Here is a 16,660-nt window from a genome sequence, read left to right on the forward strand (position 1 = left end):
TAATCAATATGCGTCAAAAATATACTTTAGTCACGCATCATATATCAGCATGCCGCGATTCCGACGCTGGACCCGGATCCTTAACGCGGGTTTTTTTTGGGTTGGTCCAACAAGGTCTCCAAGAGATCGGTAATGGCATCGCGGGTTACAGCTTTGGCCAAGGCTAGGGTTTGCAAACAAAGAGGTGGCTCAATGGACTTGGCGGGGCCGCCCTTTTTGATCCAGAGAATAGTCAACTCCGAAGTATTCCACTGATAGACCCAGCCGATGGTCTTGCCCATATCGTCCAGCACTCTTGCGATCGGCGCTGCTTCTTCCTTACAGTGTTTCACCGTTTACTTGTCTTTCGCAATCGTTGACCGGGCGTCCTTGCGACCGGGTCAGGTTGTGGTTTCAGGCGTCAGGGAAAGTCCCGCGGGGTCAGTGTTGAAAGGCGGCGGCACCGGCTAGACCGATGCCGCCAGTGGTTCGCCCACAGGGAGGTAGTAGAGGGCGAATTCTTGTTATAAATCAGAGGTGTAGAAAAATTCGCATAATAAGGTTTATGTTAAAAAAATTACGACTGCTAATATGGCAATCCAACATAATTCTCTGCTAATACTGATTGAGCAGATTCATTATCGCGCAAAAAGTCTAATTCTGTTGCCTGCATTTTTAGGTCAAAATCCGTCTGGTCAGGAAAGCGGTGTAGCAAACTGGTCATCCACCAACTGAATCTTTCCGCCTTCCAAACTCGTGCCAGTGCTTTTTCAGAATACAGTTCAAGGCCAGCATCGTCTCGTTCCTTATAATACTGAACCAAACCAGCAAAGAGATAATGAATGTCTGACGCTGCCGTATTGAGCCCCTTTGCACCAGTCGGAGGCACAATATGGGCAGCATCGCCACAAAGGAACAATCGCCCCCACCGCATGGGTTCGGAAACAAACGAACGTAAGGGCGCTATGCTTTTCTCAATTGTAGGCCCTGTTATCAACGTATCAGCAATATTCTCAGGCACCCGGCGTTTGAATTCATCCCAAAACAAATTATCGGACCAATCGACAATTTTGTCTGTCAACGGAGCCTGAATGTAGTATCGGCTGAGGTTGGCATTTCGCATCGAGCACAACGCGAACCCACGATCGGAGTTTGAATAGATCAACTCGTGGCTAACCGGTGGAGTCTCAGAAAGCACGCCGAGCCAACCGAATGGATAGACCTTTTCGAACTCTTTTCGAACAGTGTTTGGAATGGATTTCCGAGAAACGCCGTGGAACCCATCACAACCAGCGATAAAATCACAATCAATGCGATGCTCGATGCCATCAAGTTGGTAAGTAACATATGGGGATTCAGTTTTTGCATCGTTAATGACGACATTTTCTACGTTGAAAATTGTTTTGCCGCCGCTGTGTTCCCGCGCATCATATAGGTCTCGGGTGAGTTCGGTTTGACCATATACAATCACTGGAGTGCCGGTATGTTTTTTGAAGTCTATGCGGAATTGATCGTTATTATTGCTAATAATTGTACCTTCATGGATGAAACCCTCTGCATCCATACGGTTTGCAACACCTGCTTGCCGCAACAAATCAGCCATCCCCACTTCAAGAACACCCGCACGGATACGGCCGAGGACATAGTCCCGTGTCTTTCGTTCCAAGACGACTGCATCAATGCCTTGTTTCAAAAGCAATTGCCCCAACAACAACCCCGACGGGCCACCCCCAATAATACAAACCTGTGTGCGCATAGCGATCTCCCTTTTCACATATTGTGGTGTTGTCATGATCATTTGGGAATGGCAGATTGCGGCCAAGTCTGGTACTTTACGTACATGACACATCCGAACCAGTCGCCGCATTTTGTGATACCGTCTTTTAGCCTTTTTGGAGAAGATGGCCTATTCCCTGATATTCTGCATTGTGAACGGATTATGGATCGCGCAGCAGGGCATGCTTGGACTATCTATCCACATAGGCACGCACATCTGCATCAGTTCTTTTTGGTTAAGACCGAAGGCGCGGTCTTACATGTTGACGGCCAAATCCAGCAGATGGAGCCGATGGCAGTCGTTAGCATTCCACGTTGGACAGTGCATGCGTTTGATTTTCCCGTAAACACCGATGGTTACGTCCTTAGTATTCCTGTCACGGAATTCTCAGAAGTATTCTCAGACGAGAAGACAATGATCCCAGGAATGAACCAATGGGCCAGCATTCCAGGAGATGCCCAAGTAGCCGAATTGTTTGAGAGTCTGTTTGAGGAATTTTCCCGCATGACGCCCCAAAGGCAGCTTATGCTTCGGAGCATTGCTGGGGTAATTGCGTGCCATGTATCTCAACGGTTACAAAATCAGATTGAGAATGCTGATCCTAGTAGGGCATTAAAAATCATAAGTCGCTTCGAGAGCCTCGTTCGCAAGAGCTTAGGTGGACGGAAAAAGATCACATTCTATTCAAATGAATTGGGCATTTCATCGACACATCTAAACCGAATTATGCGACGGGTCACGGGGTACTCGACGCTAACATTTATTGAAGTCTGTACATTCAACGAGGCCTGTCGGCAAATCGCGTATACTCGTAAAACTATTGCAACAATTGCGTTCGAGCTTGGATTTCAAGACCCATCGTATTTTTCACGTGCTTTCAAGCGTGTCCACGGCTCGTCCCCAAATGCCTATCGAAAGAGAACGAATGGAAATGAACGTTAGAAACGCCCTTGGGATAAGGGTATATGGAAGAAATATATGAAATATTTTCATTCGTATGGTCGCTAAGGCATCTGTTTTGATCTTCGCCACGCTCCAGGAGTTTGGCCGAATTTTTCTCGAAAGACACGCCCAAAATGTGATAAATCTGTAAAGCCTGCATCATATGCAGCACTAGAAACCGGAGAATGTTGCCTCTCGGCGCTCAACAAATATAGCTTTACCAATCTCAAACGCTCGTCCAATAGCATTTTTCCAAACCGTTGTCCTTGTGAGGCGCATATTTGATGAATGTAACCTCTCGAAAGGGAGGTGAATTTGCTACACTGGCCAATTCCGAAATCGGGGTTCGCACAGTTTTGTCGCAAAACACGCCTGATTCTTAAAAATTGTGCAGAGCTCTGACTTGTTTGATCACGGGGATGTAATGACGTCTGGCTCGCTAGTGGTACGAGCCCCTGAATCACTTTAGTTAGGTGGTCCAAGTCAACATTTGCTGCAGTATTAGCAGACTGCGCCAGTGTCCTGATGCACTCGATAAGAAGGTCCCCGTAGATAGGGTGTTGAGAAAGAAAATTGGGTTCTTCCAAATTAACACCGGGCAAATTAATTTTTGGGATAACGAGTGATGCTACCCCAACCGATGCGCAGTCTAAATGCTGCATTTCGAAAGACTTTGAACTATCAAATATATATACGTCTCCAGCCTTAGGCGTAATAGTTGTGTCTTTTTGGCTGACGGCGCATTGACCAGAAATTTGGAGATTTAGGTAGAAACAGTCTAATGGAGATGACGAGATTTCACTTTTACCTCTGAAAACCGGATGGGCATCGGCAAAAACTAAATTAAGAACACCTCCAGTTAGTTGATGAGACCTTACCTTAGCTCGGAATGCTCCGCGCTCTTCCAGACTGAGTTCGGGACGCAGAGGCATGAACGCCGTGCACAACCCTTCTCGATAGAAGTCGAAGGCATCCGTAGAAGAGACGGTGGAGGTATCCCAAATCTGGGTATTGGTATAGTTTACCTCACTCTGAGCCATTGTTTTGCAGTCCCAGTTAAATACCATTTCAAGACACAATTTTAGAGGGAGGAACCAAAATTGTCTACATTTGTTCTAGTTCACGGAGCTTGGCACACGGGTGATTTGTTTGAGCCAGTAGCTCAACTAATTCGCGACGCAGGCCACACAGTATATTGCCCGACCATTGCAGGAAATAGACCAGAAGATTCGCGTACCATGGGTCTAGAAGATGCAATTTCGTCGATAGTTGATTTTTTGCACGAAAGTGATCTTCAGGACGTTGTCCTTATGGGGCATAGTTATGGAGGTATGATCATTTCTGGCGTTGCTGACCGTTGCCCGGAGCGCTTGCGGCGGCTAATTTATTGGAATGCATTTGTTCCAAACAATGGTGAAAGTGTGAACGATTTGGTTCCGCCCCACTACGTGAACATGTTCGACGCCATCAATTCCGTAGCACCGGATCAAGGTGTAATGCTACCCTTCGCGGTGTGGCGAGAAGCCTTTATTAACGATGGATCTGAAGAATTGGCACGAAAATCATACGACCAGTTAAACGCTCATCCATATGCGACTTTCACCGACAAAATAGAGTTGAAAAAGAACCTCGCAGAGATGGAAATCGGTAAATCCTATATTAACGGAACCGAAGACACTGCGATGCCGCATAGTCTACCATGGCACCCTCGACTTTCAGAAAAGTTGGGCCTGTTCCGACTAGTCCAAATCGCAGGAAGTCACGAAGTTTGCTTCACCAATCCGGGAGCGCTGTCTGAAGCGATAATTCTCGCGGGAAGAGATTAATTTTTCACATTGAAAATATGAAAAATTGCCTGGCGGAAGCTTCGAAAGAGATCGGCAGGCAAGCTAGAAAAATTACTTTAACGCAGGTAGGTTAACAGTTTCAGTTATGTAGTTTTGTATGTCTTTTGATAGTGATGTCGAAACTTCACCGTGGAAATGACAGCAGCAGAAACAACTTGTCAAAGCTCTTATAACTAAGCCAAAATTGTTGATTTTGAGCACTAACACTCCAGAAACCCGATCCGAGTCAGAAGTTCCAGCTTGAAAATTAACCTGTGGAATTTCAATCGACAGATGCGACTAGTCGCTGATCTGAAATGAGTCGAGATTTTTCAACAAACGACGCGCGATTGACAGAAATGTCTTCAGCTCATCATTGGGCACCCCTGCTACTAACTCTGCATCACACCTGAGGGCAATATCTAGAAAGGCATCATGAGTTTGCAATCCTTTTTCAGTCAGTACCCAATGCCTTTTTCTTAAGTCTACATTCGAAGATTCTGAAAAAACATTACCGCTTTCTGCGAGTAAACGTAGCGAGCGGCTCACAGCAGCCTTATCTATGCGAATTACCTCACAAATTCGATTTGCAGTAATATTGGGCTCTATGTTGAGCATGGCAACAACACGCCAATCAACAATGCTCAACCCAAACGATTTGCGGTAGATAGCAGAAGTCTTGCGTTGCCACGCACTACTGATTGCATTCAATAGAAATGGTGCATAGTGTTCGATATCAAGAACCGTTTTCCCATCTCTTAATTTTGTTGGGTTTGGATACCGAACATCGTTCTTCTCGACCACTTGTGGAAAACTCCTTTAGCTTCTACTCCGCGATCAACATATAGTTCTGCTCAACCAGCTTGTCACGAGAGATCGGTACGCTAGATCCTAGCACTCGACGTGCTTGCATGTGAACTTTGGTGTTATTGATTGTTTCAACGGCGGTAAGCAGATTATTTGAAAACCGCAACACAGTGTCATCGCCAACAGCGACACTATCATCTTCTTGAGTGGCAAGCCCAACTATCTGAAGTTTGTACTCAGCCTGATCAGACCAAAACCAAGGAACCGCCTGATATACTTCAGAACTACTTTGTGCAATTTGTTTTGCTATTAACCGGGCGTGGTCAGAAGCAGCCTGAACACTTTCCAGTCGTACAAGATCCCCTCCCCTTGGGTTTGGGAATGAAGCGCAGTCTCCAAGCGCATAGATGTTAGGGTCACTGGTTCGTAGGTGAGTATCCACAACGATGCCGTTTTGCACCTCCAAACCCGCTTCGGCTGCTAGTTCGGAATTAGGTACAACACCGGCTGCAAGTAAAACAAGATCAGCCTTTATGGTAGAGCCGTCCTGAAGGGTGACATCAGCCTCCGACACATCAGAAGCTGCGTGGCCAAGGAGTAGACGGTTGCCTAAACGCTTATGTAAATCGGCAAACCTATCTGACATCTGAGGTGAAACAACACGGCTCATTAACCGAGGAGCAGCCTCAGCGACTGTGATTTTGTGTCCCAATGTGCTAGCAACCGCCGCAAACTCCAACCCAATAAAACCACCACCAATAACGACCACATGTTGTGGCACGTTCAGTGCTGCTCTGAGTCGTCTTGCGTCTTCAAGTGTTCGCAAGCCTAATGTGCGCTCAACACCTGGAATTGGTGGTATCAAATTTCGTGTACCGGTTGCAATAATTAGCTTGTCATAAGACACAGGCCCATTGTCCAACCGAACAACTTGGGCAGATCGATCGATAGCCTCAACGGTATGGCCAGTTAAAAGTGTTATTGTCTGGGTTTCGAAAAACCCCTCGGGTCGAAGTGTCAGTTTGTCCAGCTCACCGTTTTTCAAAAAAGCTTTAGACAAAGGTGGCCGCTGATAAGGCAGACCAGGCTCCGAGCCTATCAAAGAGATCTGTCCTTTAAAACCTTCTTGGCGCAAGCTGATTGCGGCCTGAAACCCACCCTGCCCCGCGCCAACAATAACAACCCGCTCGTTGATCATAATTGATCCTCTGGTAAATGGATGACCAAACCTTCGAGTTCAGGTGTCAGTTTTATTTGACAAGATAAGCGAGATGTTGCGCGAACTTCTGATGCCGCACATTCTAACATATCACCCTCACCATCGATTTGAGGTCCCGTTTTGTGGGCCCATGCCTCATCGACGTAGCAGTGACAAGTTGCGCACATCATAGAGCCACCGCATTCTCCGATGATGCCCTCTACTCCTTGTGCAATCGCAGCAGCCATAATGCTATCACCAGCTTCTCCTTCAACGGAGGTTGTAGTTCCATCTGCAGCAATGAAAGTAATTTTAACCATTTTGAAGTCCCTTATTTTTGGATTAATTTGAGTGGCAGCTTGTCAAGAGCATGAATCGCGTTATTGGGTCTCCAGACGGGATCCCCGGCTGGTTCGATCCTGTCAATCTTGGCGAGCATTGCACTGAGGATCGCTTCTAATTCAGCTCTGGCAAGATTTTGTCCAACGCAGCCGTGAATACCCGCGCCAAATGCAACGTGGCCTACAGGTTTGCGATCAATTCGAAATACTTCGGGATCGCCCCATTTTTCAGGATCCGAATTAGCTGCTCCCAAAACACACAAAACTTTGGTTCCTTCTTGAACTGGGAAGCCCGCGATCTCAGTGTCGCGGCCTGCTGTTCGCGCGAAAGTGTGGACTGGTGAAGTAAAACGTAAAACTTCTTCAAACGCCGGCCTGAATAACTTTGGGTCGGCCTTGAGCTTTTCCCATTCTGCCGGATTTTGGGATAAGCACCACAGGGCGTTGCCAATGCCAGTAACTGTTGTATCTACCCCTGCGGACAAAAAAGAACGAACGAGCATTGCAGCTTCTGCGTGGCTGATTTCACCGTTGTCGGCATCCGCGTAGATCAAGGCGCCGAGCCCATCTTCGGTTAATCTGTCGCGGGCGCAAGCATTGGTAATCCAAGGAACTATCTCGCTAGCTTTGGACATAGAGTTACGGCGCAATGCATTATCCGGTCCAACACCGTTAAAAACCATTGCTCCGTAGTCGACAAGAAAGCGAGCGTTCACATCCTTCATACCTAAAACCTTCGGAAACACTGTTGTGGGAAAGATCTCGGCTAATTCGGTTACTGCGTCGATGGTTCCTTTTTGAACGATACCGTCCACAACTTGTTCTGCAATTTCATTGAATAGACTTGCCAATGCCTTCATTACTTTTGGCGACAAGGCACGAGCCATGACTTTCCGAGTTTTTGTGTGTTCAGGTGGGTCAACCTCAAGAATAATTGACGGTTCCCGCCACGGTTTTCCAAGCTTAAAGTCATTTAGCCCGACGCCGCGCGAAGAAACGAAATTTTCATGATCGCCAAATATTTTTTGGGTAATCTTGTGTCGCCCAACAGCGAGAACACTATAGCGCGGGATATATACTACATCGCCTAATCGGCGAAGTTCAGCATAATACGCTTGTGGATCACGTAAAACAGATTCGTCGTAGGGGTCGATGTCCCAAACTGGGATACCCGCCGCAGGAATAATGGGCTCGTGGCCTTCGATCAAAGTCATAGTCTGCCTTTCATATTATGAGGTGAGCCCGACACCGACATGGCGGTGCAACAAGGACGGGTCCCTTAAAAGACCCTCGGCGGGACCATCATGGACGATCGCGCCATTGGCCATCAAAACAGCCCGGGTCGCAAAGGCGAGCGCCGCCTCGGCATGTTGTTCAACAAGCACGACCGAACGTTTCGCGTCGCTCGCAAGGTTTTCAAACACCACCATCAACTGTTCGCAGATAACCGGTGCCAGGCCTTCAAGGGGTTCATCAAGCAGGATCACATCAGGGCGCGTCATCAGGGCGCGGGCGATCGCCAGCATCTGCTGTTCGCCACCCGAAAGTTGCATGCCGCCGTTGCGTCGCCGCTCTTTGAGCCGTGGGAACATCGCATAGGCTTCTTCAAGACTTGCATCACCGCGCATCGCCGATTGCAGGTTTTCTTCAACTGTGAGCGAAGGGAAAATATCGCGGGTTTGCGGCACTAGGCCCAAGCCTAAGGCATTGCGTTTAAAGGGGGGCAGCGCGCCAATATCTTTGCCGTGCAAAGTGACCTTGCCCTTATGAAGTCGCGTCAGGCCCATGAGGGTGCTCAACAGCGTCGTTTTGCCCGCACCGTTCCGCCCGATTACCGCCAGCCGCTCACCGGGGTTGATGGTCAGGTTGATGTCGCGCAGGATATGCGTTGGGCCATAGCCCGCGGTCACATCGGTAAGGTTGATAATTGGATCAGCCATGTCCAGCCCCCAGATAAAGTTCGCGGACCTTGGCATTGCTGGCAATTTCCTGCGGCGTGCCTTCGGTTAGGATGCTTCCTTGCACTAAAACCACAATGGAGCGCGCCACTTTGAAAACCAGATCCATGTCATGTTCAATCACCAGAACCGCAAGGTCATCAGGCAGATTGGCGATGGCATCGGTGATAAGATGAGTTTCGCTCGATGGAACACCGGCGGCGGGCTCATCAAGGATCAACACGCGCGGCTTTAGCGCCAGTGTCAGCGCCAGTTCGACAAGGCGCTGCTGACCATAGGCGAGATCGGCAACCTGCCGATCGGCTAGGTCTTTCAGATCGAATTGCTCCAAAAGGGCGGCGACCTCGGTTTCAATTTCCGCCGAACCAGTGGCACGGCGAAACATCGTAAAGCCAAGCCCCTCACGCTCTAGCACGGGCAGCCGCAGGTTCTCGCGGACTGTCATTTTTGGAAATAGCGTTGTTACCTGAAAGGTCTTGGCAATGCCGCGTTTGACCCGCTGGGCCTCTCGCATCGGGCCGATATCGTGGCCGTCAAAGTGGATCGTGCCGCGCGTTGGCATAAGGATGCCGGTAACCAGATTGGCAAACGTGCTTTTCCCGGCGCCATTGGGGCCGATCAGCGCTTTGCGATCCCCCGGTCTCAGGTCAAAATTGATATTATCTGAAACGACCAGCCCGCCAAAGCTTTTCGACAGGCCGCGAACTTCAAGACCTTCCATTGCGACCTCCCTTAAGAAGACGTGACAGGGATGTTGGCATCGAGATCAAACCAGATGGTAAGAAAAACACAACGACCAACACCAAAGCGCCAATGACAAAGAGCCAGTTAAACGGGTCATTTGCCGCCGCCGTATGATGGACCCACATAAAGACAGCAGTGCCCAGAACCGCACCATAGAGCCGCCCCATGCCACCGAGGATAAGCATAATCACGGCCTCGGCAGAGAGGGCAAAGGCAAAGGTTTCCAAGCTGACCAATTGGCTAATCTGTGCGGTGAGGGCACCGGCGATCCCGGCGATTGCCCCGCCCAGCACATAGGCCATAAGCCGACGCCAATAGACCGGCGCACCGATGGCGGCCATGCGTTCAGGGCTTTCATGAATGCCACGAAGCCCAAGCCCGAAGGGGGAGCGCACAAGCATGAACAGAAAGGCAAACACCACAGCGGCCACGCCGAACGCGTACCAATAGCCAGCGATTCCGATAAAATCGAATTCGTACAGGCCAAGAATAGGATCCATTCGAATACCGCGCAGACCGTCGGCACCGCCAGTGATATCGCGGGTCCGGTTGGCGATCTCGTGACAGATTGAGGCCACGGCGATTGTCAGCATGATCAGCGTCAGCCCCGCAGCACGCATCAGCACAAAGCCGGAGATCAGTGCGATCACCGCCCCGGCAACTGCGCCCGCAACAAGGCCAGCAAATGGATCGGCCCAGACATGGATGGCAAAAAGCCCGGCGGCATAGGCTCCGGCACCATACATGGCACCTTGGCCAAGCGTGGGGATGCCCGCATAGCCAAGCACAAGATCCAAGGACAGCACAAAGATGACCATGATGACCATGCGTGTCGCGAAGGCGAGGTTATAGGGAAATAGATAAAACAGGGCCACGCCAAGTAAGATCAATCCAAGGGGAGCAAGCAAATGTTTCATGGATCAGACCTTTCCCATTAGGCCCTGCGGGCGGATTGCCAGCAGCGCGATAACAAGGACAAAGAAAACAATTGTTGACCATTCAGGCACCAGATAGCGCGTCGCGGTTTCTAAAATGCCCAAGCTAATGGCGGCCAGAAATGACCCCAAGATTGACCCCATGCCGCCAACGGCAACCACGATCAGGAAAAGCACCATGTAACGCAGCGGGTAGTAGGCATCGATGGGAAGCAATTCCGCGCCCATGATCCCGCCAAGCGCGGCAAGCCCCGCCCCAAGACCAAACGCGATCATATAAATCCGGTCGGTGTTTATGCCATGTGCCGAGGCAATGGCACGGTTGTCGACAGCGGCGCGCAGGCGTACACCAAAGCGAGTCCGCTCTAACAAAACCCAAAGCCCGACAATGACCGCCAGGCCAAGAACGATAACCGCAATGCGATGCGCGGGCAGGGTGCGGAACCCCAGATCAACTGATTGGTTCAAAAGGTCGGGCATCTGCACGGCCAGAAGCGTGGAGCCAAGCAACCGGTTTACAGTCGCAATCATAATGAAGGTTAGCCCGATGGTGGCCAACACTTGTTGAAGCTCGCCAAAACCATAGATGCGGCGGTAGATCACGCGCTCAAGCGGCAAGGCAATCGCGATAGTCCCCGCAATGGCAAGCAGCAGGGTTGGCGCAAAACTTAAGCCCATTTGCGTGCCGAGAACATGCGCAAGCGCGCCTCCGATCATCGCAAACCCACCATGGGCCAAGTTAACAACTTGCATCAACCCCATTGTGACCGACAGGCCAACGGCAATCATGAAAAGAATCATGCCATAGGCAAGGCCGTCTATTGAGATATTTAAGAATAAGTCCATCGGTACATCCTTCGGAAAAAGGTGGACCGGCCGAAGCCGGTCCTTTGTCGCCCAATTATTCGGGCCAGCCGAGATCACCAACTGTGGCAATCACGCCTTTTTCGACATTTTCTAAAAGGCCAGTATCTGCGTTACGCTCAACTTCTCGGATATATACATTCTGAATTACGGTCCGCGTAATTGGATCCATCGTCAAAGGTCCTCGCGGACTTTCCCAATCCATCGTAACGGCCGCAGCAACTGCTGCTGGACCATCAGTCCCAGCGGCTTCAACCATCTCGTAAATTAGATGAACACCATCATATGCCCCAACCGATGCCCAATTGGCGACGGCACCAGGATGCAACTCTTCCAATTTGGCAAGAAACATTTCGTTCATGTCCGATGGATGGGCCGCCGAATAGTGGTATGCAGTGGTCATGCCGACGGCGAGTTCGCCTAACGACTGAAGGTTGGTTTCCTCTGTTTCAGCAGTGCCAAGAAACCTAATTCCTGCTTCCTCGAGTCCATTTTCGTTGTAGGTTTTAGTATATGTGAATGTAGGTGGGCCTCCGGGTAAGAACGTAAATACCGCATCAGGCGAAAGACTCTTTACTCGTTGAATGAAGGGGGTGAAATCTGTAGTCGAGAGCGGCATGCGTACTGAATCCAAAACTTCGCCACCTTTGGCTTCGAATGCTGACCTAAACGCATTTTCAGCGTCGATACCGGGCCCGTAATCGCTGACCGTGGTCGCGACGCTTCGAATACCTTGATCGTAAGCCCATTCGGCCAATGGTGCCGAGACCTGCCACAATGTGTAGCTCGTACGCAGAAAGAAGTCACTTTCCTTGGTAATGAGTGAGGTGGCGGCATTAAAGATAACAGTCGGTGTTTCAGATTGTTGAATAACTGGGCCCACGGCCAATGCGTTTGGGGTAAAAGTAAACCCAGCAAGATAATCAACCTGGTCCCGAATCAAAAGTTCCTGAGCAAGACTCCGTGATTGGTCAGGATTAATTCCGCCAACGTCTTTGTAAATGAACTCGATTTCATCGCCACCTACACTGGTGCCATGTTGTGCTTGGTAAACCTCAATTGCTTGCTGGTATTGAATACCATATTGAGCAAATGGGCCCGAAAACGGAGCGATAACGCCGACCTTTATCTGGTCCGCAATTGCCCCCGTAGCCGCCAACAGCCCTGCTGATAAACTGAGACAAATGCCTAATGATGTGATTTTTTTCATTTTCTTCCTCCCTAAAGTGCGGCCTGTCTTAATCAGTGCCGCGGTTGCCCCCCCTGAAAGAGGGATAGTTACATCTTCCCCGTCTGACCGCGCCTCCTCGCGCGTCCAGCATCACAGTTTGTGACTAAAAAGGTGAATGTTAGCAGCTCAGAAACGTCAGAAGACGACAACCGAACGAATAGACTTACCCGCATGCATCAGGTCAAAGCCTTTATTTATTTCCTCTAGTTTGAGAACGTGCGTAATCATTGAGTCGATCTCAATTTTGCCATTCATGTACCAATCAACGATCTTAGGAACGTCCGTACGGCCCTTTGCGCCCCCAAAAGCGGAGCCTTGCCAAATACGCCCTGTTACCAATTGAAAGGGCCGAGTAGAAATTTCCTTACCGGCCTCAGCCACACCAATCACTGTAGAAACACCCCAGCCACGGTGGCACGCTTCAAGCGCTTGACGCATTACGGTGGTGTTGCCCGTACAATCAAAAGTGTAATCCGCTCCACCATCAGTCAGTGCAACAAGGTGTTGAACGATATCACCTTCGATCTTCGTCGGGTTTACAAAATCCGTCATACCGAACTTGCGCCCCCAATCCTCCTTAGAGTCATTAAGATCAACGCCTATAATTTTGTCTGCGCCTACCATGCGTGCTGCTTGGATGACGTTTAAACCAATCCCACCAAGCCCAAAAACGATAACGTTCGAACCCGGAGTGACCTTGGCCGAATTGACCACCGCACCTACCCCTGTGGTAACCCCACAACCGATATAACAGGAAGACTGAAACGGCGCATCGCTACGAACTTTCGCTACGGCTATTTCTGGGAGAACCGTAAAATTTGAGAAGGTGGAACAACCCATGTAGTGATGTATAGTTTCGCCCTTATAACTAAAGCGCGAGGTTCCATCTGGCATAAGCCCTTTACCTTGAGTTTCTCGAATTGCCGTACACAAGTTCGTCTTGCCTGAAAGGCAACTTTTGCATTGACGACACTCCGGCGTATACAATGGGATCACATGATCGCCGACATTAACTGAAGTTACACCGCGACCAACTTCACGCACGATTCCAGCGCCCTCATGCCCTAGGACGGACGGAAAGAGACCTTCACTATCCAGTCCATCAAGGGTGTAGGCGTCTGTATGACAAATCCCAGTAGCCATGATCTCAACCAAAACCTCACCATCTCTTGGCCCTTCCAGGTCCAATTCAACTATTTCCAGTGGATGTTTGGCCTCAAAGGCAACGGCAGCGCGCGTTTTCAATGCATTCAGTCCTTTTTTAGCTCACGAAACCAATTCTCCAAGAGCTGGAGCGGGTATGTTTCGTTAAGATAATACAAACCAGTTGATTAATCAACTGGTTTGTATTGCCTAGTTTGAATAGCCCCTTATGTATCGGAAGTTTGCTATCTTTATCCCGATCCGGCGCTTTGCAAGATACCGGATCGGGAAGGTGTACGCCGTTAGCCCCTTGTGGTGCGACCACGTAATCTAGAGGTGGTCGCAAGGTTTCGGACCAGTAGTTAAGGTGGATCAACGTATGAAAGAAGTGATCCCAAATGACGAAACGAAAGAACCATGAGCTACTCCCCATTAGTTGGACAGTATCTGGCGTAACTTAAGCTACTCTTTGCACCTGCTGATCGGGGTTGGTTGTTTCAATCCTCTGCCAATAGACCACAGCGGGCGGCTTGCCGCCATGGGCAGAATGCGGGCGCTTGTGGTTGTAGAACTCAATCCATTTTCTGACGCCTTCTCTGGCCCCTGACCCGGTCTCCCAGGCATGCAGATAGACGCATTCGTATTTCAGGGATCGCCACAGCCGTTCGACGAAGATGTTGTCGAGGAAGCGGCCCTTGCCGTCCATTGAGATGCGCACGTTTGCGTTCCGCAACCTGTTGGTCCAAGCGAAAGACGTGAACTGGCTGCCCTGGTCCGTGTTCATTATGTCTGGCGGGCCGAACTTGTGGATCGCCTCACTCAGCGCATCAACCATTGCCGGCAGGCGATTGCAAAGCAATCTGCCGAGAGGGCAAAAGCCAGCCTCCAACGTGTTCGAGATGCGCCGCGCCAGAACCTTGCGCGTATGCCAATCCACTCCTCTCAGCGTTTGCTGCGCAAAAGCCTGTCGGGCAAAGGATAGCCACCAGATAAAGGAAGCCGCGCCGCATCGGTAGATATGTGATGTCGGCGCACCCGCTGCCCGGCAGCACATGTTTACATGTGCGAGAGGAGAACTTGATTTGGTCGATCCACGCGTAGCCCCCGCAGCAGGTAGGGGTAAATCTTGTGGCCCTTCGCCGCTTTGCTCGTGTTGGGTTTCTGGTAGATCGGCATGAGACCCATCAACCGCATAAGGCGGCGGATGCGCTTTTCGTTCACCAGTTGCTATTCATTGCGCAGGTGCCACGTCATTTGGCGCACACCGTAGAACGGAGTTTCCAAGAACTGCTTATCGATGACGCGCATCAGATCGAGGTTCATCTCGCTCTCACCCTTGGGTTCATAGTAAAATGACGACCGCGAGATCGACAGCAGGGAACATTGCTTGCCAACGGACAGACCTGGAATGTTCGGCTCAATCATCTTGCACCTCACTTGCCGGTCCAGGGTTTGAGCTTTCTGGCCAAAGCTAGGGGGACCGTGGCCCCAGTGGGGCCGCGCAAGCCCCCGTACCGTTGGCGACGGCCAACTCCCCAATCTTGGCATGCGGGTCTTTGACCTGCTCTTCATCGACTTCCGGTGCCTTCCGGCTACCTCGCTCGAACACACCAGATGCGCCCTCAAGCAATGCACGTTCCCATTGATGGATCATCGTCGGGTGAACCCCAAACCGACTGGCCAGCTCGCTGACAGTCTCTTCGCCTTTCAGCGCTTCCAACGCCACCTTGACCTTGAATTCTGGATGATGTTGCTTCCGTTTCGACATTCCTGATCTCCTTCGTGTTGAAGATCAGCAAACTACAAATCGCAGCTTACGTCAGTGTCCGGATTTCGGGGGGTAGCTCATAACACTGAAATTATAACGCGCAATAATTTGGCGCTGAGTATCAGGCCACTTACGATGATGGGGCCGACCCTGTTAAGGGGCCAGAATATGCGCCGCGTGGCAAAACCGTGTTAGACGCGTTCTTATCGATGGCGGCATCGAGGTTTCTTCGGTTGTTGCCCACGGTTCTGGCTATCTTTCACAGCAGATTGTCGCAGGTAACAGAAAATTTGCTCTGATGGGTGCCGCCGATGCCGTAGTCGCGTTCAACCGCCGTGACGACATTCGGGTGATGTTTTGTAACCAGGTAAAGAATGTCTACCGCATTGTTGCGCGCGCAGATTCTGGCATCACTTCGATGGCTGGCCTTGAGGGCCATGCCCTAGGCTACACTGAGCCCGGTGGTGGTGAGAGTCAGCTTGTTGCTGCGGCGATTGCCGAAGCGGGACTGGTGGTCAACCAAACGATTGATCTTCTTCCTATTGGTTCAGCTGGCCCCCAGTCTTTGGGCGCGCTGCAAAATGACACGGTTCAAGCCTATAGCTCGAGCTTCCCAGATGTAGCGGTGTTGGCGGCTTCGGGGATCGAATGGGTCGACATCACGCCTGAAACATACTCGAATGTTCCGGGGACATGTATGGTGACGACCGAGGAGGTTCTTTCCACAGAAGACGGCATGCGTGAAGCAACTGCTCTTTCTACGGCTTGGGTCAACGGGCAGTACTATACTATCGAAAACCCTGATGCGGCCCTTGATTTGGTTTGCGAAACTGTCGAGTCTGCTTGCGAAAACCAAGAGGTCGCGGCGGCTCTCTTTGTGGAATCGATGAACCTGATCACACCACCTGAAGGCCAGCGTCCGGGCGAGCTCAAACTTTCGTCTTGGCAGACTGTTGTGGCCATCCTCGCCGCAAGCGAAACGGTGGATGCAGATCTCGATGTTGAACCGTTGATCTCTGGCGACAATGTGCAAGCCGTTGTCGAAGCGGCATACGCTGGAAGATAACATTAGGCCGCTTTCAGCATTTGCCTGAATTGTGCCCGCGACGCTCTGGTCAAATAGACCGGGGCGTTTTTTATTGGGTCG

The 16,660-nt window shown here is 50.4% G+C and carries 16 protein-coding genes and 1 pseudogene; 3 read left to right on the forward strand and 14 right to left on the reverse strand.

All coding sequences use genetic code 11. From position 1 onward, the window contains the following. Positions 1–80 precede the first annotated feature (80 nt). Complete coding sequence (locus tag AADJ11_RS18775) at positions 81–332, reverse strand: hypothetical protein (protein ID WP_341235939.1); 252 nt, start codon at positions 330–332, stop codon at positions 81–83. 233 nt (positions 333–565) lie between these two features. Beyond that, positions 566–1,735, reverse strand: coding sequence for a 4-hydroxybenzoate 3-monooxygenase (gene pobA / locus AADJ11_RS18780; protein ID WP_341235940.1), 1,170 nt, complete (start codon positions 1,733–1,735; stop codon positions 566–568). 84 nt (positions 1,736–1,819) lie between these two features. On the opposite strand from pobA, the gene AADJ11_RS18785 reads away from it, so the two are divergent. Then, positions 1,820–2,698, forward strand: coding sequence for a helix-turn-helix domain-containing protein (locus AADJ11_RS18785; RefSeq protein ID WP_341235941.1), 879 nt, complete (start codon positions 1,820–1,822; stop codon positions 2,696–2,698). 62 nt (positions 2,699–2,760) lie between these two features. On the opposite strand, the gene AADJ11_RS18790 is transcribed toward AADJ11_RS18785, so the two are convergent. Beyond that, positions 2,761–3,738: an AraC family transcriptional regulator gene (locus tag AADJ11_RS18790; protein WP_341235942.1), complete on the reverse strand. Its 978-nt coding sequence runs from the start codon at positions 3,736–3,738 to the stop codon at positions 2,761–2,763. A gap of 60 nt (positions 3,739–3,798) precedes the next feature. Here AADJ11_RS18790 and AADJ11_RS18795 point away from each other — a divergent pair, with 60 nt between their 5' ends. Beyond that, the gene (locus AADJ11_RS18795) at positions 3,799–4,524 is read left to right on the forward strand and encodes an alpha/beta hydrolase (RefSeq protein WP_341235943.1); all 726 of its coding nucleotides are present in this window, start codon (positions 3,799–3,801) and stop codon (positions 4,522–4,524) included. A 300-nt stretch (positions 4,525–4,824) separates the two neighbouring features. On the opposite strand, the gene AADJ11_RS18800 is transcribed toward AADJ11_RS18795, so the two are convergent. The 11 genes and pseudogenes from AADJ11_RS18800 to AADJ11_RS18850 form a co-directional block, all read right to left on the reverse strand. Then, positions 4,825–5,328, reverse strand: coding sequence for a MarR family winged helix-turn-helix transcriptional regulator (locus AADJ11_RS18800; protein ID WP_341235944.1), 504 nt, complete (start codon positions 5,326–5,328; stop codon positions 4,825–4,827). Between the two features lie 22 nt (positions 5,329–5,350). Continuing rightward, entirely contained in the window at positions 5,351–6,529 is a 1,179-nt protein-coding gene (locus AADJ11_RS18805; protein WP_341235945.1) for an FAD-dependent oxidoreductase, read from the reverse strand. After that, complete coding sequence (locus tag AADJ11_RS18810) at positions 6,526–6,849, reverse strand: 2Fe-2S iron-sulfur cluster-binding protein (RefSeq protein WP_341235946.1); 324 nt, start codon at positions 6,847–6,849, stop codon at positions 6,526–6,528. Before AADJ11_RS18810 ends, AADJ11_RS18805 begins: the two co-directional genes overlap by 4 nt. Before the next feature lie 11 nt (positions 6,850–6,860). Continuing rightward, positions 6,861–8,084, reverse strand: a complete 1,224-nt coding sequence (locus tag AADJ11_RS18815; RefSeq protein WP_341235947.1) for a cytochrome P450 — start codon at positions 8,082–8,084, stop codon at positions 6,861–6,863. Positions 8,085–8,099: 15 nt separating this feature from the next. Beyond that, the gene (locus tag AADJ11_RS18820; RefSeq protein WP_341235948.1) at positions 8,100–8,810 is read right to left on the reverse strand and encodes an ABC transporter ATP-binding protein; all 711 of its coding nucleotides are present in this window, start codon (positions 8,808–8,810) and stop codon (positions 8,100–8,102) included. Next, a complete protein-coding gene (locus AADJ11_RS18825) occupies positions 8,803–9,549 on the reverse strand; it encodes an ABC transporter ATP-binding protein (RefSeq protein WP_341235949.1) in 747 nt (248 codons plus the stop codon). Before AADJ11_RS18825 ends, AADJ11_RS18820 begins: the two co-directional genes overlap by 8 nt. Beyond that, positions 9,536–10,489: a branched-chain amino acid ABC transporter permease gene (locus AADJ11_RS18830; RefSeq protein ID WP_341235950.1), complete on the reverse strand. Its 954-nt coding sequence runs from the start codon at positions 10,487–10,489 to the stop codon at positions 9,536–9,538. Before AADJ11_RS18830 ends, AADJ11_RS18825 begins: the two co-directional genes overlap by 14 nt. A gap of 3 nt (positions 10,490–10,492) precedes the next feature. After that, a complete protein-coding gene (locus AADJ11_RS18835) occupies positions 10,493–11,353 on the reverse strand; it encodes a branched-chain amino acid ABC transporter permease (protein WP_341235951.1) in 861 nt (286 codons plus the stop codon). A gap of 55 nt (positions 11,354–11,408) precedes the next feature. Beyond that, complete coding sequence (locus AADJ11_RS18840) at positions 11,409–12,581, reverse strand: ABC transporter substrate-binding protein (RefSeq protein WP_341235952.1); 1,173 nt, start codon at positions 12,579–12,581, stop codon at positions 11,409–11,411. A gap of 156 nt (positions 12,582–12,737) precedes the next feature. Further along, positions 12,738–13,847: an S-(hydroxymethyl)glutathione dehydrogenase/class III alcohol dehydrogenase gene (locus AADJ11_RS18845; RefSeq protein WP_341235953.1), complete on the reverse strand. Its 1,110-nt coding sequence runs from the start codon at positions 13,845–13,847 to the stop codon at positions 12,738–12,740. Positions 13,848–14,202: 355 nt separating this feature from the next. Beyond that, positions 14,203–15,513: pseudogene (locus AADJ11_RS18850) on the reverse strand (IS3 family transposase). A 217-nt stretch (positions 15,514–15,730) separates the two neighbouring features. On the opposite strand from AADJ11_RS18850, the gene AADJ11_RS18855 reads away from it, so the two are divergent. After that, positions 15,731–16,579, forward strand: coding sequence for an ABC transporter substrate-binding protein (locus AADJ11_RS18855; RefSeq protein ID WP_341236003.1), 849 nt, complete (start codon positions 15,731–15,733; stop codon positions 16,577–16,579). Positions 16,580–16,660 lie beyond the last annotated feature (81 nt).

Source organism: uncultured Sulfitobacter sp. (assembly GCF_964021855.1).
Taxonomy (GTDB): domain Bacteria; phylum Pseudomonadota; class Alphaproteobacteria; order Rhodobacterales; family Rhodobacteraceae; genus Sulfitobacter.